Consider the following 16,408-nt stretch of genomic DNA (forward strand, 5'->3'; position numbering starts at 1 on the left):
GCCGTTTTGAGAACCCCCAACCATCACATATGCCATGAGCCTTGCTATCAGTCGTCAACAAGTTGAGAGCCCTCAGTCCCCACTGCGCGCTAATCCCCCGACGAATCGGGCCGTAAACGGCCCTTGCGGGGGGCGCTTGGGGGACCAACAGCAGGCGTTGACGCTGTAAGTGCAGTGGCCTTTAGGGTTTGGCAGGAAGGGGGAGGAGGGTGCCCGAACGGGCAGGGTTTAAAGAACCTCGCAATGAGTGCATACCCCTACGAAGCTCCGAGGTGGCTCGGTGTTGCGGTCATAGCTAAAGCTATGCCCTTGGGTATGCCCCGCGCGCGGGGCATGGCTGCTGAAAACTCGAGTGGGCCGACACCCAGCGCCCATTTTGCTATGTCCGGTTATCACCTGGCTGTGATGACTTCTGGTCAGCGGCATAGAGGCCAGCGTTATACTTGCGCCGCAGGGTATCCCCATCGGGGTCGCAATACACATCCACCGGCTGCCCCTCATACTTGACGACAGCATGGCAACCGCTAATAGGCTCAACCATAGCAAACTGATCCGGCCAATCATCGCTGTTCAATGGACTGAAATTGTCCCCCTTGCGTAGGGAGAAGCAATAGCTCACCTGATAATCACCCAAGTTGTCTTTGATCAACTGATGACAAGTAATGACCAGTTTTGAACCTGCCCACGGCCCTACAGAAAAAACCCCGCCACTAACCGCAGCAGGAGCGCCGCTAGGACGTACCCCAGCACCGGACGAATCACCCACCGCCCCAGCAGCCGCAGAAGCGGCAGGAGAGGGCGCAGAGGCCTTAGCAGGTGCATCAATATAGTCCGGCTTGATGAAGCCAAAGAAGATGCACAGTCCAATAAAGACCAGAAAAAAAAGTATTTTAGGATCTCGGAGTATCGAGCTGCCCGCAATTGTATCCGAGACCTTACCCGTTGTAGTTGAGTCATAGAGTTTAAAAACATACTTCGGCACCTTGTTAAATGGCTTGGCTTGCAACACATCAGACATGGATGACCCGCTATTATCCGCCAGATGCAGAACAGTCTTATAGCGGCCCCCAATGCCGAGCAGGCCCATATTCGTATGACGAATGGCGGTTTCCGCCGCCGCCCGAATAACGGCATGCACCTTTTTGATGTTCGGAGTAGTAAAGACGAAATCCCAGTTGTGGTGCCGGTGCATATCAAAGGCCACATCAATAGTCTCGGGACGCTCGTCCGCCTTGGCCACATCGGGCCCACCTGGGTAATCGAGGCGGTCCAAATCGCTCTGCCGCCATGCAGGCGGAAAAATCCGCTGCACTTCATCGACAAGGAAAAAAGCGCCCTTGGGGGCCCAGTGATAGAAACGGGCGAACCGGTCGCGGCCATCTTGGGATTCGGTCTCGATGTAGGTCACCTGAAAGTCATCAGGCACCGCCTTGCCCAGTACCTCGCGGCACCGGTCAGTCGTAAAGCCGCGCACGTTGGTGATGATATGGCGACCGGCCTTGATGGCGGGGATCACATCTGTGTGAATGGCTCCCGAGGATTTGTAGGAGCCGGGGGCGCCGTGATGAATCTTAATCGACATTTACCACCCCATCATATTGAGCAAAAAGCGCGTCACAAACGCCTGTGACAAGATGGCCAGCCCCTTATCCAGATGCAGATAGAGCAAAATGCCGCGCATCTCGGCAGGCAGGGCATTGAAGGAGGTGGAGATCAGCTCACTGAAATGGATATTAACCAGAATCTCCTTGGCCACATCCCATGAGAAGGTGAGCAAAAATAGCTTGAACTCCACCCATGAAATAATCAGCTTGACCGCCAGCCATGCGCCGAACTGCACCAACAGTTGATAGATATCGTTAAAGAAAGAACCAAAGAACTCCCCGAGCCATTCCATGTCATTACCTCTTGAATATCACCATCAGGGCGACGAAGTAGAAAATAAACATCATCATCGCCGCCAGCGTCTGCCAATAATCTTTAGATGGGGGACACACTCGATAGTCGGTCCCGTCATAAGTAAACAGGTCGAAACATTCAAGCACCCCTGATGAACCAGAGAGATTAAAGTCAAAGACCGTTTTCACATCCTTGGCAATATCATCATACTTTGCCGAGAGGGCTTTATTAGCGTCGCTCAGTTGCTTCTCCATCGCGGCCACATCAAAGAAGCAATCCTTGCCGTTGCACTTGGATTGATAATGTCCGCCTTTGACGGCGAGCGGATTATCCCCAGAGCCTGGCATTTTGGAATAATCGATGCCCGATGCACCGCTATCCCCAGAACCAGAACCAGACTCCAACAGTCCCTTGATATCCTGAAGCGCCCAAATCATCTCGCGTTCATTCTCATTAGACCTATACAGTCTATCTTGCACAAAGGAAATGGAATCTTGATTCCAACCATTACCCGATCCCGAGGAACCATTATTAGGCGAATTCCTAATGGCGATTAAGTTATCTGTTATTTGCCTTAAATAACCACTTAACTCACTGGTGTTATATTTGGTGGCACTTGCATCTCTTCCCGCTTGCATGGTCAAATCAATCATGAATTGCACATCATCTTTAGTCCATGCACCATCCCCCGCAACTGGAGGCTTAGAAATTTTAGCATCTAATGAAGACATTTTAAAATCAATAGACTTTAAAGCCTCCATCGATTCTCTTTCATAAAAAACAGAACTATTTTGAGAAAACAGATTAACAAGATTTTGATTTAAAGACCTAAAATCAGCAGATAAATTTTTCCCTAAAGATGAAATACCATTGCCAACTAGACCGACATGCCAAGCCACATCATTAACATCTGCACCCAACCCACGAAACAAGGGCGCGAGATCAGCGACATTATCAGGACCCACAAATGTATTAGGATAAACACCTCGGCCACCGGAATTATTCCCGCCAGAGTTATCCCCGCCAGAATTATCCCCGCCAGAGTTATCCCCGCCAGAATTACCCCCGCCAGAATTATCCCCGCCAGAGTTATCCCCGCCAGAGTTATCCCCGCCAGAATTATCCCCACCAGAACCGTCAGCCGGTACACACTCTACACCAGTCGTAAAAACAGGACCCAAAAGATTGGGATCTTTAGAGTTCGGCATAGTAAGGCAAAGTTGATCGCAATTAACATAACAACCCCCCAAGGTTGAGCGTGAATTTTTAATACAAACAGGACGGACCCAGCTCTGGTCAATATAACCAAGGTTTATTCCTTTCGGGCAAGATGCCATCGCCGCCATGGGAAAACAGAAAAGGATAAATAGAAACCGCACAAGCCCCCCCTTAAAACAAAAGGGCAGCCTAAGCCGCCCTTATTTAGATACTGAATGCGCTTCGGTATCCCTCAACAAAAAACAGAAACCACAGCGTCCCAATCAGCAGGGACATGAAGTTAAGCCTTACGGATGAGGGCGATCAGGATACCGACACCCACCACGGCAGCGACCACGGCCATCACCTTGGGCGAGGTGGCCATCACATCGGCCTGGGCAGTGTCCAGCGCAGCCTTGGCCGCATCGGCGGCAGTCCCCTCGGCAAACGCGGCAGTGGTGGACAGGCCAACAGCGGCACCGATGCAGGCATTACGAAACGCAACAACCGGATTTTTCATGAGATTTATCCTCGTTTAGCACTAACTATGACTCGGGCAAGTGCGCCCAGTTTTAAACCGATAACCCAGATGGTTAATCCCATCCCAAAGGCCATCGTTACAGTGGAATAATCAAGCTGGAACCAGTTTGATATATCCGTTAATTTCGTGTGCTCCTGTACGCTCAGGAGCACATATTGGCAATCACCCGCTTCGGACAATCGGGCGTAACCCTCGGCGGTGATATCGAGACAGACCATTGTCGCGCCCTCGTCGTCGCTCGCTGCGCGCTCTCGCTCCTCCTCCTCGGTGCGCGGTATTACGCCGGCTTCTTGGTCGGCTGGAAGCCGACGACCACGTTACGGGTCGGGTTTTGCGGGTCAGCCTCGAGAATGAGATCCACGGCGACCAGCTTGGGGCAGTCGGCCATTTCCTTGATGGTGGCCGAGTCGTTACGCAGGGCCAGTTGACGCACCTCATAGCCCCACGAAGTGATATTACACTCGGGCTTGTTGACGTTATTGGCCGGGGCCAGATATTCGACTTGTGCGAAATCATAGGGCACCGGAGAGCCGGATTTGCGAGATACACCGAAACCGTGAGTAACACGGGTAATCAAAATACCAGTCAGCAGAGACATGACTTTTCTCCTTGAAGAACCTTAGTGAGGTCAGATTATCTAGGTCGAGAATAACGAGCATTCGCCCATTAATATCTCAGGGGGTAACGGCATTCTTAACCGCGCCGGAATATCATCGGGCTCCAAGTGCGCTGTTAATTGGTTAATAATGTTCTCGGGGGCCATCCCCTCAACATTGGCTAACCAATTAACAAGGCGTCCCGCCATCCGCGACATATTAAAAACGGCGTTGTCACGGCTGGTTTTGAATTTGTTTTTAAAGGTGGTGACCCGTACCGGCATGGTCTCTTGCTCGCTGACGGCATCAAGCCATTTGGCAAACTGCGGATACATGCCGGCAAAATAGGGGTCTGGGTTTATCAATACATCGAGCGGGATCACTCTGTCTTTATTGTGCAGCTCCCCCTCAGCACGCACCCAACCTGGGTGCTCGTCCGATTGCATCTGTTTGCCCTTCTCATAGATACGGCAGCACTTGCCGTTGATGCGGCTCCCCACATAGAACGAACACCCCTTGGTCGGGGCCATGCCGTAGCGCTTGGCGATGCCCTTGGATATCTCGGCTATCACGAACTCGCCTGACTCGATTTTCATCCATGACGGGGCTCGGCCCCGCTGCGGGTGAAACTCGCCAGCCTCGGCACCGGCAATCGCGCCTTGGTAGGAGATCACCTCACCGCTGTAGTCATCGAGCGCCAAGTCCACCCGAGTGATGCGGACCGATGGCATGTGAGAGATAACGAGATGCAGCATTTGAAAATCGAGGGCGGCACAGCCCACGCCGGAGAAACTGACCATGCAGCCATGATTGGCAGCGCCCCATGCCACCAGACCGCAGGGGAGGCCATCACACAGCAGATTGGCCGAGTGGGCGTAACCGTGCAGACCGGCAGAGCGAGGGGAGAGGGTAAAGCGTGGTCCCGGGATGGGCACGCCAATGGTCTCGTTCAACTCGCGCAGCCACAGCTCCAGCTCAGCGCAGCAAAGGGCGTCGAGCAACTGGACGCCGTAGCTGTCAATCAAGTCATTGTAGGCATGCCAGAATTTGGCCTCGGGCACCACCTCAAACTCGGAGAACTCCAGCAGGGTAGAGCAGAGGGCCTTGAGCTCCTTGGCCATGTCGGCGCGGGAGCGATACTCGGAGGCCAAGGCCGTCTCCATCATTTCGGTCATGGACGGGGTCCAGACAGGGTAGGGGGCTTTGACGGCGAACGGATCGGGCTGGCCGTCCGAGGAGGGCAGGGGGTTGAACACCACCGGACGGGCCCACAGGTTACGCAACCCCTCGATGGCCGGCGCAGGATAGGCCGCCTTGATAAAGCGGTTAGCGGTCGGGAAGCGTGGGATCGCCTTGAGCAGTGCGCCTTGCTTGGCCAAGTCGGTCATGCGGCGCAGCTCGTCGGGCGTCCATGTAAACGAGAGATAGTCGATCAGGGTTTTATTGCCGATAACCCTATTTATCGGCATCGCGGCGTTATGACCAGTCATCGAAAAAGACCCCTTGGTCATAGAACCCGCGCCATGTGGCTTCCGTCACCTCGACCAGCTCAAACACCGTATCGGGGTACGTCATAGAGAGGTAGATCCGCAGCTCATGCAAATCGCGGAACATCTCAACCTGACCCGCGATGCAGGCGGAGAAATCGCCCGTCGGCTCAGCCTGAAAGTAGACCTTGCGCTCTGTGAGCGCCGGCAGGTCTAGGTTTTGTGGGCTATAGTGGGTCATGATTCGAGCATTCAAATGATTTGTTGAATGGATTGAATCATGTAAATGAATGAATGGAAACAAGGGCATTTTGGCCGATTTTGGGTATGATGGCCCCAATAGAGGTTCGACTCAGGAGCAACAAAATGGACTCAAAGACATTGATTGAGGCTTACATGAGAGCCAAAAAATTCTCTCAGTACCAAGAAGCAGCCGCAGACCTTGGATTTACTAGCTCTTACATATCCGCCCTTGTAAAAGGAAAGTCGCAACTCACTGATACCACAGCAAAAAAGCTCGCCGAGGAAATCGGCCTCGACGTCAAAGAAGTGCTACTCAGCCTACACGCCGTCAAGGAGACCGATCCCGAGCTAAAGAAGGCGTGGTACGACATACTGACAACGTACTCAAAAGCAACCGGCGCGGCGCTAACCCTTGCCGTAGCTGTGTTGATGAGCCCTGGGCCTGAGCAAGACGTTACTTCGCATAATATATATTATGTTAAATTAACTATGTAAGTGAACCCTATCACTGGTGCTATCACTTCGCCCATCGCCTTTGGAGGCCATTCGGCTGGTGCTCGCAACAGCACTTGTCTAGAGAGACAGCTCTCGGGCATCAGCAACTTGATAGTGGCACGGCCTTGGCCAAAGGCGCCCTCTTGTCTGCCATCAACAAGGGTGCCATGCTGCCGGGGCTCGTTCATAGGTTCTTAGCGGCTCTCGCAATATGGACGTTCAAGTGGCTAGCGCCACTTATTTCACTCGCTTAAGGATTCATCATGTTCAAACAGACTGCCTTACTACTCTCTCTCGCCCTGATGGGCATGACTCCGGCTTACGCCATTAGCGCCAAGTATCGTCAACAACTGGAACAGTCCGGGTGTACCCAGGTCACTGAGGCCCAGGGCTGCGACATTCACAAGAGCAAGGCCGAAAACGCAGCCGCCGGATTTGGCTCCGTCGCCACTCCAGCCAGTCCCTATGCCGGTCACTGGATTGCCACGCAGCCCCAGACCGGTGCCACCGTGGCCCATATCCGTATCGATGCCAAGGATCAGGTATGGGTCAACAACAAGAAGCTGAAGGCCAAGAAATCTGATGGCGCCCTGATCGTCAAGGATGGCTATATCACCTACACCATTCAGGGGGATCGCCGGCTCAAGGGAGAGGATACTTGGTTTGACAGCGATGCCGGCACCAGAGGCATCATCACAGCCCAATAAGCCGAACGGGGAGCGCGCCTCCCCGTTTCTCACTCCCCTCCCCTGATATTCCTCCCCGGGCGCCCGCTGCAAAGGTCTCTTCCGAGCGCACCATTTTGTGACTTCGGCCGGTAATGGCGGCCAATGCCCGATGTGATGTGTGTATAATGAGCCCATTATCTGCCCATCATCGGATCATAATAAGTGGCTGAATTATCACCAGAAGAGCTTAAGCCTGACTTTGGCAACACCGAGTTTCGCCCCCTGTCGGCGCTGGAGCCGCTCACCTTTGCGGATCTGCAACCACGCGCCATCTCCGGTATTCATCGCCTGGCCAACTTCTCTGGCGACTCCCCTGTCATGCTGCTCAACGGCTTTCCCGGTGTGGACTATGAAGCGGTCTGCAACCAGCTGATCGAGGGCGTCACCGGCCAGGACTCGGATCTCTTCGATCTCTGCTTTACCGAGAACCTCAACAACCCCTTCAAGCCCATCTGGCTGCAGTTGCAACCGGGCACGGGTTATGAGTTTTGCGAGATGGTGGCCGAGCTGCTCAAGCTGGCCAACCACCACCTGGATGCCGAGCGTCTGGTCACCCGCATCATGAGAAAGCAAAACGATGATCCCAAGATCGACGATTTTCTCTCGGACTTGACCGCTCATGTGGCCCTGGGGCTCGAATTCCAGCACCCGGTGCTTATCAACCTGCTGATCCACCATGAGCAGAAGCAGGCGCCCATCATCTATGGGCGCGATCTCAACTGGGACACCCTGTTTGGCTCCATCAACTACCAGACGGAGCAGGGCTCTGTCTATGCCAACCACCACCTGCTCGAGCCTGGCCTGGTGCGCGAGGCCAATGGTGGCTACCTCATCCTTCCCCTCGATGAGCTGCTGGCCCAACCCCACCTCTGGTTCAAGCTCAAAAACGCCATGCAGAAGGGCGAGCTGGACTGGAACGCCTTCCAGGAAGGCAAGACCCTTACCCCCTTCTTCTCTCCCGAGCCCACCCCGGTCAAGCTCAAGCTGATCCTGGTGGGCGATCGCCTGGATGTGGCCGAGTTCCAGCAACTCGACAGGGACATGAGCGAGCGTATCTTCCTGCGTGCCGAGCTGGTCTCCGAAGTGAGCGTCGAGCTGCAGCTCGACGAGTTCACCCGCTATCTGGCCGGACTGATGCAGCAGTGGCATCTGCTGGACTTCACGCCGGATGCGGTGGCGGCCCTCTGCCGTCACGCCTCACGTCTGTGTGATCACCAGGAGTGGCTCTCTCTGGCCGATGTGCAGATCAGTGCCCTGATGCGTCTGGCAGATGGTGTCGCCCGGGATGCCGGCGCCGAGCAGATCTCCGGTGATCATATCCGCGAGGCTCTGGGCGAGCAGGATTTTCGCCTCAACTATCTGGTTGAACAGTCGGATCTGGGCGTCATCGATGGCCAGATCCTGCTGCAGACCGACGGCGAGGAGATCGGCCAGATCAATGGTCTCTCGGTTATCCAGGTGGCCGGCCACCCCTATGACTTTGGCGAGCCGGTCCGCCTGACCGCCACCGTCCACATGGGAGATGGCGATGTGGCAGACATCGAGCGCAAGGCAGAGCTGGCCGGTCACATCCACGCCAAGGCGATGATGATCATCCACGGCTACCTCTCCAACAAGTTTGGGGCCGAGAACCCCTCCCCCCTCTCCGCCAATCTGGTGTTCGAGCAGTCCTATCACGAGATTGACGGCGACAGCGCCTCCCTCACCGGTCTGTGTGCCCTGCTCTCGGCCCTCGCCCGCCAACCCATCTTCCAGCACTTCGCCGTGACGGGCGCGGTCGATCAGTTCGGCAACGTGCAGCCGGTGGGCGGGGTGAACGAGAAGATTGAAGGCTTCTTCCGGGTCTGCCAGATCCACGGCCTCACCGGTAAACAGGGGATCATACTGCCCGCCACCAACAACCTGCAGCTCAACCTCTCGGACGAGGTGATCGAGGCGGTAGAGGCCGGCCAGTTTCATATCCACCCGGTCAGCCATGTGGAAGAGGCCATCGAGCTGCTCACCGGCTGTATCGCCGGCGAGCCGGACAAGGAGGAGACTCTGTTTGGTCGTATCCAGACCCGTCTGGACGAGCTCAACGGCACCCTGCCCCGCCAGGGTTTGTTGCGCCGGCTGCTGGGGCGCCTGTTTAGCCTGTAAGAGAGATCGGAGTTGTTTAGCGAACAGGTGTACGCTAAATTGGCCGGGCATTGAACGTCAACGAGAAGGATTGACCCGTGATCGAAGAAATGACCGCTCCCCGCCTCTCCCTTTGTGAACAGGGCAAAGAGAGCTTTACCCGTGAAGAGCTGCTCGCTTGCAGCCGTGGCGAGCTCTTTGGTGAGGGGAACAGCCAGCTCCCCGCCCCCAATATGCTGATGATGGATCGCATCGTGACCATCAACGACAAGGGTGGTGAGTACGCTAAGGGCGAGATCCTGGCCGAGCTGGATATCACGCCTGACCTCTGGTTCTTCGATTGCCACTTCCCCGGGGATCCCGTCATGCCCGGTTGCCTGGGCCTGGACGCCATGTGGCAGCTGGTTGGCTTCTTCCTCGGCTGGAAGGGTGGCCCCGGCAAGGGTCGCGCCCTGGGGGTTGGTGAAGTAAAATTCACCGGTCAAATCCTGCCGACCGCCAAGAAGGTCACCTACAAGATCACCATGAAGCGGGTCATCAACCGCAAGCTGGTGATGGGGATCGCCGACGGTGTGGTCGAGGTAGACGGTCGACCCATCTACAGTGCGACCGATCTCAAGGTGGGCCTGTTCCAGGACACCAGCAGCTTCTAAGCAAAATGACCAAGGGGCCCAGCGGGCCCCTTGTCGTTGTATCCTGTCGTTACTTCATATTCATGAAGAGGCCTGAACCCCGTCCTTCCATGGCATCTCGCCAACCCCCGAGCCAATGACCACGGGCATCTAGGCACTGATAGGGACAAGCCTCCTTATGTTTGCCGGCAACGCCAGCCTGATAACCACGAGCGCGAGCCCTTTCCAGACGGTCCCGTTTCTGTCTCTTCATCATTCTTGACCCTCTTTGCGTGGAAAAAAAAGTCGACCAATTTTGCACCGGTCGACTTTCATCATTATCCCAATCGGGAGGGCGGGTCAAACCCAATTTTTCATCATCTCGTCACTGTGTGACACAAGCGTATGAAGTGGGTGAACTTTCGATGACGGGTTATCAGTCACCGTTTTTTATACCCTCCAACTCCTCCCAGCGCAGGAAGGCCTCCTCGAGACCGTTCTCGGCCGCCGCCAGGGCTTCCAGCCTGGGCTGGGTCTGCTCACTGGGCAAAGAGAAGAAACCGGGAGCATTGATCTCGGCCTGCAGGGTGGCGATCTCGGCCTCCAGCGTCTCGAGACGAGCAGGCAGGGCATCGAGCTCGAGCTGCAACTTGTAGGAGAGCTTCTTGCTCTTCCTGGCTTCGGGTGCAGGGGTTGGCGCCACGACGGGCACAGGCTCGCTCTTCTTCACCGGCTGACTCACCTGCTGACTGCGGGTGTGCATCATGTCGGCATAGCCACCCACGTAGTCGCTGATCCGCCCGTCTCCTTCGAAGAACCAGCAGCCGGTCACCGTGTTGTCGATGAAACGGCGATCGTGGCTCACCAACAGCAGAGTGCCCGGGTAATCCGCCAGCAGCTCTTCGAGCAGTTCGAGGGTTTCGACGTCGAGATCGTTGGTCGGCTCGTCGAGGATCAGCAGGTTGCTCGGCTTTAAGAACAACTTGGCCAGCAGCAGGCGGTTCTTCTCGCCCCCCGACAGAGCCCGCACCGGGGTACGCGCCCGCTTGGGTTCGAACAGGAAGTCTTGCAGGTAACCGAGGATGTGACGGGTACGTCCACCGACGGTCACCTCCTGCTTGCCTTCCCCCACGTTCTCCATCACGGTCTGCTCGGGGTTGAGCTGCTCACGATACTGATCGAAGTAAGCCACCTCGAGGTTGGTGCCCTGACGAAGCTGTCCAGCGTTGGGCTCGAGATCCCCGAGCAGCAGCTTGATGAGGGTCGACTTGCCACAGCCGTTGGGACCGACCAGGGCAATCTTGTCACCGCGCTGCACCAACAGCTCCAGACGGGTGAAGAGGGTCTTGTCATCAAACGAGAGACTCACTCCCTGAGCCTCGAACACCAGCTTGCCGGAGCGACCCGCATCCTCCATCTGGAGTCTGGCCTTGCCTTGCAGCTCACGGCGCTCGCGACGCTCCATGCGCATCGCCTTGAGGGCGCGCACTCGCCCCTCGTTGCGGGTACGGCGGGCCTTGATCCCCTGGCGTACCCACACCTCTTCCTGGGCCAGCTTGCGATCGAACTCGGCGTTTTGCAGCTCCTCGACCCGCAGTGCCTCCTCCTTGCCGATGAGGTACTGATCGTAATCCCCGGGCCAGGAGGTGATCTTGCCGCGATCGAGATCGATGATGCGGGTCGACAGGCGGTGGATAAACTCCCGATCGTGGGAGATAAAGACGATGGCGCCGCGAAAATCTTTCAGGAAGTTCTCGAGCCACTGAATGGCGTCGATATCCAGGTGGTTGGTCGGCTCGTCGAGCAGCAGGATGTCCGGATCACTGGCCAGGGCACGGGCCAGAGCCACCTTGCGCAGCCACCCGCCGGAGAGGCTGGAGAGCCTGGCCTCCGGATCGAGACCGAGCAGTTGCAGCACCTGATTGATGCGGGTCTCGAACTGCCAGCCCTGGCAGTGATCGAGCTGCTCTTGCAGGCGGCTCATGGTGCGGATGTGCTGATCGCTCGGATCCTTGGCCACCAGGAGCGAGGCCTGATGGTAGTCCTTGAGCAGCTCCCCCACCAGAGAGAGGCCCTCGGCGGCGTAGTCGAACACACTGTGCTCACTCGAGGCCGGCGGATCCTGCTCGAGACGGGCGATTTTCAAATCCTGCTGGATGATGAGACGACCGTCGTCCAGGTTCATCTCGCCAGCCAGGATCTTCATCAGGGTGGACTTGCCTGCCCCGTTACGCCCGACCAGACAGAGGCGCTCGCCACGCTCGATCTGCAGATCGGCCTGATCGAGCAAGGGGGCATCACTAAACGAAAGGCAGGCGCCGTGCAGGGTCAACAGAGCCATCGTGATTCCTTAAGGGTGTATAGCGGTGAAGCGGCGCAGTGCCGCCAGATCGAACGGCCAGCCGAGCTCACGCCCGGCCTCGTCACGCAGCACCGGGATGCGCACCCGGTAGGCGTCAAGCCAGGCCGGGTCGTCGAGAATGTCGCAGCGCCGGGTGATGCTGGCGAGCCCTGCCGTCTCCAGCAGGGCCCAGGCCTCCTCACAGAGGTGACAGCCGTCGGTATGAAACAGGGTCAGCATCAGTCCTTCACATGATGAATGAGCCAGCAGTTGTGGATCTGCGGGTTGCGCTCGAAGTCTTTGGGCAGGGTCTGCTTGCTGATGTTTTGCACCTCAAGGCCCAGATCGGCCACGCCCTCCATGTCCATCTTGAAGTGGCGCTTGTTGTTGGAGAAGACCAGGGTCCCTTCCGGTGCCAGCAGGCGCTTGAGATGGCCGAGCAGGATCAGGTGATCGCGCTGCACATCGAAGGTCGACTCCATCCGCTTGGAGTTGGAGAAGGTAGGCGGGTCGATGAAGATGAGATCGTACTGCCCCTGCGCCTCGCTCAGCCATTGCAGGCAATCTTCCTGCACAAACTGGTGCTGGCGACCGCTCAGACCGTTCAGGCGCATGTTGTCCTGTGCCCAGTTGAGGTAGGTGCGCGACATGTCCACCGTGGTGGTCTCGCGGGCACCGCCCAGCGCAGCATGCACGGTGGCGCTGCCGGTGTAGGCAAACAGGTTGAGGAAACGGGCTCCCTTGGCCATCTCGCCGAGCTTGCGGCGGGTGGTGCGGTGATCGAGGAAGAGCCCCGTATCGAGGTAGTCGTGCAGGTTGACCCAGAGCCTGGCACCGTATTCGTTCACCTCGAAGCGCTGCTTCTCTTCGGCCAGCTTCTGGTACTGCTGTTTGCCTTCCTGGCGCTCGCGCACCTTGAGCACCACCTTCTCCCCGTCCACACCGGTGACGGCGATAGCGGCCTGGACCATGTCGAGCAGGCGCTGGCGGGTCTTCTGGGCCGGGATGTCCTTGGGCGCGGCATACTCCTGCACGACCAGCCAGTCGCGGTAGCGATCGATGGCAGCGTTATATTCGGGCAAGTCCGCGTCATAGAGGCGGTAGCACTCAATCCCCTCTTTCTGGGCCCACTTCTCGAGCCCCTTGAGGTTCTTTTTCAGGCGATTGGCGAAGTCTTCCGCCACCTGCTTGTTCGAGGCAACCGAGTCGAGGGCGATCTGGTAGTTGCGCAGCTGGCACTCGATGCCGCCGTTAAAGAGGCGGTACTGCTTGTCGGCGCGCAGACGCAGGCAGCTCAGCAGCTCCGGCGAGGCCGAAAGGATGGAGACCTTCCACCCCTGGAACTCGCGGCGCAGGGCATCGCCGAGGGCCTGGTGCACCTCGATGAGGGCCGGGAACTCCCCCAAACGCTCGCCGTAGGGCGGGTTACAGATGAGCATGCCCACCTCTTCGGTCCCCTTGAGGGGGTTGGAGAGGTTGACCGCATCGCCAGCGGCGAACTGGATGAGGTGCCCCACCCCGGCCGCCTTGGCATTGGCACGGGCCTTGGCCAGTACCCGCTCGTCGCTGTCGCGGCCAAAGATCTTGCCACCGACGCGACCGAGGCCGCGTTTGGCGCGCACCTGGGCCTCCATCATCAGGCTCTGCCACAGTTCGGGATCGTGGCCGAGCCACTTCTCGAAGCCCCAGCGCGGGCGGTTGAGACCCGGCGCCACGTCGGCGGCCATGAAGGCAGCCTCGATGAGCAGGGTGCCCGAGCCGCACATGGGATCGAGCAGCGCCTCACCGGCCCAGCCACTGCGCAGCAACATGGCGGCGGCCAGGTTCTCTTTGAGCGGCGCCTCGCCGGTGCCCTGGCGGTAGGCACGCTGGTGCAGTGCCGAGCCCGACAGATCCAGGGTGATGTTCACCTTGCCCTTGCCGAGGTGACCGAGGATGCGGATATCCGGCTGCTTCTTGTCCACGTCGGGACGGGCGCTGCTGCGCTTTTGGAAGCGGTCAACGATGGCATCTTTAACCTTGAGCGCGCCGTACTGGGTGTTGCGAATGGAAGCGCTGGTACCGGTGAAGTCCACCGCGATGGACGAGGTGGCCGGAAAGTGTTGCTCCCAGGGCAGGGTATGAACACCCAGATAGAGGTCGAGATCATCCTTGACCGGGAATTCGGCCAGCACCAGCACGATGCGGGAGGCGAGACGGCTCCAGAGACAGGCCTTGTAGGCCTGCTCGAGCTCGCCCTTGAAGTGGACGCCGGCAACGGTCTCACGCACGTCACTCGCGCCAAGACCGGTCAGCTCTTCGGCCAGCAGGCCTTCCAGCCCCTTGGGGCAGGTTGCAAAAAATTGTTTCATCACGCTCACGGGGATGCCATAAAAAGGGCAGCATTATACCCTATTGTCTCCTCGCCACACAGACTCTGAGTGTGACCGGGGACAATAAGGGTGGCTTTAAGAGGGCCGCAACGAGGCGGCCGGAGGAAAAACAGGGCTCAACCAGCCTGACGATAGTCTTGCTGTGGTCGCTGACGCAGACTCATTCGATTATTCATCACCTTGATGACCCCAAAGCGGGGCAGCGACTTGCTGGTCGTCAGTACCAGATCATCGCTCAGGCAGAGGCAGACACTCGCCTGCTCACCAGCCTCGATGACGAGGAATTCACCACGGCCATGGGGGGTCACCATCTCAACCAGCAGCCCCGCCTCGACCATGACTCCCTCCTGCTCTGCGAAGAACCAACTCTGGGGCATCAGGGGCTTGTAAAAACGGGTTACCGCAATGGCATTGAGAACCAGCTGAACCTGATGGGGCACCGACCAGGCAAGATCCTGGGTACGTTCCATCAACTGGTAGTAGAGGGCCGCATCATCGACACAAAAGGGGGCATGAGTAAACGCAGCAGGAACCAGTTGCTTGCCACAATATTCGGTGGCGAACAGCATCTGCTCGGATAAATCGAGCATCAGACGATCAGCCTGATGGTCATAACGCCAGTGCCAGTGATCGTTGGGTGCAATGATCATGGGCGCCCCTTAAACTTGAAAATTGACTCAAATACCATTTTATGCAGAGAGTCAGGTCAATTTCAATTAGCGGGGCGCCCCTTAGTTAAATATTGGTCACAATATCTTTGATTAGTGCCGGCCCCTTGTAAATAAACCCGCTGTATATTTGGACCAGACTGGCTCCTGCGGCCATTTTTTCACGAGCGGCCATGGCACTGTCGATACCCCCTACCCCGATAATCGGCATGGACCCCTTCAGGTGACCTGCGAGCTGACGAATGACCTCTGTGCTGCGCGGCTGCAACGGGCGCCCCGACAGGCCACCGGCCTCCTGGGCATGGGGCATGTCATACACCATCTCCCGGGCCAGGGTGGTATTGGTCGCAATCACCCCGTCCAATTGATGACGAACAAAACAGTCGGCGACCTGTTCAATTTCATCGTCGCTCAGATCCGGAGCAATTTTCACCGTGAGAGGCACATACTTTTTGTAACGTTCGGCCAATTCTTGCTGACGCGCCTTCAAGGATCCCAGCAGATCGTCGAGGGCATCGCCATATTGCAGTTGCCGCAGACCCGGGGTATTGGGTGAAGAAATATTAACCGCAATATAACCCGCATGGTCATACACCTTGTCCATGCAGATCAGATAATCATCCTTGCCATGCTCGAGCGGGGTATCTTTGTTCTTGCCGATATTGATCCCGATGATCCCCTGATAGCGAGCACGTTTTACATTCTCAACCAGGTGGTCAACCCCTTTGTTGTTGAACCCCATTCGGTTGATGATCCCCTCCCCCGGAATGACCCGAAACAACCTTGGCTTGTCATTACCGGCCTGGGCGCGAGGTGTCACCGTGCCCACCTCCACAAAGCCAAACCCCATGGCACCAAAGGCATCGATGCACTCGCCATCCTTGTCCAGACCCGCGGCGAGGCCGACCGGATTGGCAAAATTAAGCCCCATGACGGTGACGGGGCGCGGTGGCAAGGTTTGGCGGAAGAGGCGATCGAGAGGGGTATTTTGGAGGCGGGAGAGCTGTTTGATGGAGAGTTCGTGGGCAACTTCGGGATCGAGCTTGAACAGGAAGTGCCTGGCGAGGGGGTAATACATCGTTGCTCCTTAAAAAAGCCCCGGCACATGCCGG

The 16,408-nt window shown here is 57.2% G+C and carries 17 protein-coding genes; 4 read left to right on the forward strand and 13 right to left on the reverse strand.

The window, feature by feature from the left end:
- Window positions 1–379: 379 nt before the first annotated feature.
- The 7 genes from AB5Y48_RS01040 to AB5Y48_RS01070 form a co-directional block, all read right to left on the reverse strand.
- On the reverse strand, window positions 380–1,582 hold the full coding sequence (locus tag AB5Y48_RS01040) for a zonular occludens toxin family protein (RefSeq protein WP_368163494.1): 1,203 nt from the start codon (window positions 1,580–1,582) through the stop codon (window positions 380–382).
- On the reverse strand, window positions 1,583–1,897 hold the full coding sequence (locus AB5Y48_RS01045) for a DUF2523 family protein (protein ID WP_136613544.1): 315 nt from the start codon (window positions 1,895–1,897) through the stop codon (window positions 1,583–1,585).
- 4 nt (window positions 1,898–1,901) lie between these two features.
- The gene (locus tag AB5Y48_RS01050) at window positions 1,902–3,278 is read right to left on the reverse strand and encodes a hypothetical protein (protein WP_368163496.1); all 1,377 of its coding nucleotides are present in this window, start codon (window positions 3,276–3,278) and stop codon (window positions 1,902–1,904) included.
- Between the two features lie 119 nt (window positions 3,279–3,397).
- A complete protein-coding gene (locus AB5Y48_RS01055) occupies window positions 3,398–3,616 on the reverse strand; it encodes a Flexible pilin (RefSeq protein WP_368163497.1) in 219 nt (72 codons plus the stop codon).
- Between the two features lie 298 nt (window positions 3,617–3,914).
- The gene (locus AB5Y48_RS01060; RefSeq protein ID WP_368163498.1) at window positions 3,915–4,235 is read right to left on the reverse strand and encodes a hypothetical protein; all 321 of its coding nucleotides are present in this window, start codon (window positions 4,233–4,235) and stop codon (window positions 3,915–3,917) included.
- A 39-nt stretch (window positions 4,236–4,274) separates the two neighbouring features.
- On the reverse strand, window positions 4,275–5,723 hold the full coding sequence (locus AB5Y48_RS01065; RefSeq protein ID WP_368163499.1) for a replication initiation factor domain-containing protein: 1,449 nt from the start codon (window positions 5,721–5,723) through the stop codon (window positions 4,275–4,277).
- Window positions 5,710–5,961 carry a hypothetical protein gene (locus AB5Y48_RS01070; protein ID WP_368163500.1) on the reverse strand — a complete coding sequence of 84 codons (252 nt, stop codon included), beginning with the start codon at window positions 5,959–5,961 and terminating at the stop codon, window positions 5,710–5,712. The genes AB5Y48_RS01065 and AB5Y48_RS01070 overlap by 14 nt, the downstream gene beginning before the upstream one ends.
- A gap of 125 nt (window positions 5,962–6,086) precedes the next feature.
- Here AB5Y48_RS01070 and AB5Y48_RS01075 point away from each other — a divergent pair, with 125 nt between their 5' ends.
- The 4 genes from AB5Y48_RS01075 (at window position 6,087) to fabA (ending at window position 9,957) form a co-directional block, all read left to right on the forward strand.
- Window positions 6,087–6,458: a helix-turn-helix domain-containing protein gene (locus AB5Y48_RS01075; RefSeq protein ID WP_368163502.1), complete on the forward strand. Its 372-nt coding sequence runs from the start codon at window positions 6,087–6,089 to the stop codon at window positions 6,456–6,458.
- A gap of 263 nt (window positions 6,459–6,721) precedes the next feature.
- Window positions 6,722–7,165, forward strand: a complete 444-nt coding sequence (locus AB5Y48_RS01080; RefSeq protein WP_368163503.1) for a hypothetical protein — start codon at window positions 6,722–6,724, stop codon at window positions 7,163–7,165.
- Window positions 7,166–7,348: 183 nt separating this feature from the next.
- A complete protein-coding gene (locus tag AB5Y48_RS01085) occupies window positions 7,349–9,325 on the forward strand; it encodes a Lon protease family protein (RefSeq protein WP_224160096.1) in 1,977 nt (658 codons plus the stop codon).
- An 89-nt stretch (window positions 9,326–9,414) separates the two neighbouring features.
- Window positions 9,415–9,957 carry a 3-hydroxyacyl-[acyl-carrier-protein] dehydratase FabA gene (gene fabA, locus AB5Y48_RS01090; RefSeq protein WP_050664958.1) on the forward strand — a complete coding sequence of 181 codons (543 nt, stop codon included), beginning with the start codon at window positions 9,415–9,417 and terminating at the stop codon, window positions 9,955–9,957.
- Window positions 9,958–10,006: 49 nt separating this feature from the next.
- Here fabA and rmf read toward each other — a convergent pair whose 3' ends face one another.
- From rmf to pyrD, 6 genes are all read right to left on the reverse strand, one after another.
- Window positions 10,007–10,189 (reverse strand): ribosome modulation factor, encoded by a 183-nt coding sequence (gene rmf, locus AB5Y48_RS01095; protein ID WP_082177869.1) that lies wholly within the window; start codon window positions 10,187–10,189, stop codon window positions 10,007–10,009.
- Window positions 10,190–10,351: 162 nt separating this feature from the next.
- Window positions 10,352–12,256 (reverse strand): ABC transporter ATP-binding protein, encoded by a 1,905-nt coding sequence (locus tag AB5Y48_RS01100; RefSeq protein ID WP_050664894.1) that lies wholly within the window; start codon window positions 12,254–12,256, stop codon window positions 10,352–10,354.
- 9 nt (window positions 12,257–12,265) lie between these two features.
- The gene (locus tag AB5Y48_RS01105; protein ID WP_050664895.1) at window positions 12,266–12,496 is read right to left on the reverse strand and encodes a glutaredoxin family protein; all 231 of its coding nucleotides are present in this window, start codon (window positions 12,494–12,496) and stop codon (window positions 12,266–12,268) included.
- Window positions 12,496–14,607 carry a bifunctional 23S rRNA (guanine(2069)-N(7))-methyltransferase RlmK/23S rRNA (guanine(2445)-N(2))-methyltransferase RlmL gene (gene rlmKL / locus AB5Y48_RS01110; RefSeq protein WP_050664896.1) on the reverse strand — a complete coding sequence of 704 codons (2,112 nt, stop codon included), beginning with the start codon at window positions 14,605–14,607 and terminating at the stop codon, window positions 12,496–12,498. Before rlmKL ends, AB5Y48_RS01105 begins: the two co-directional genes overlap by 1 nt.
- A 137-nt stretch (window positions 14,608–14,744) precedes the next feature.
- The gene (locus tag AB5Y48_RS01115) at window positions 14,745–15,278 is read right to left on the reverse strand and encodes a cell division protein ZapC (protein WP_050664897.1); all 534 of its coding nucleotides are present in this window, start codon (window positions 15,276–15,278) and stop codon (window positions 14,745–14,747) included.
- 85 nt (window positions 15,279–15,363) lie between these two features.
- Window positions 15,364–16,374: a quinone-dependent dihydroorotate dehydrogenase gene (gene pyrD / locus AB5Y48_RS01120; protein WP_136613555.1), complete on the reverse strand. Its 1,011-nt coding sequence runs from the start codon at window positions 16,372–16,374 to the stop codon at window positions 15,364–15,366.
- Window positions 16,375–16,408: the final 34 nt, after the last annotated feature.

Origin of the sequence: Aeromonas sp. R6-2 (assembly GCF_040908155.1) — a bacterium.
GTDB lineage: Bacteria > Pseudomonadota > Gammaproteobacteria > Enterobacterales > Aeromonadaceae > Aeromonas > Aeromonas schubertii.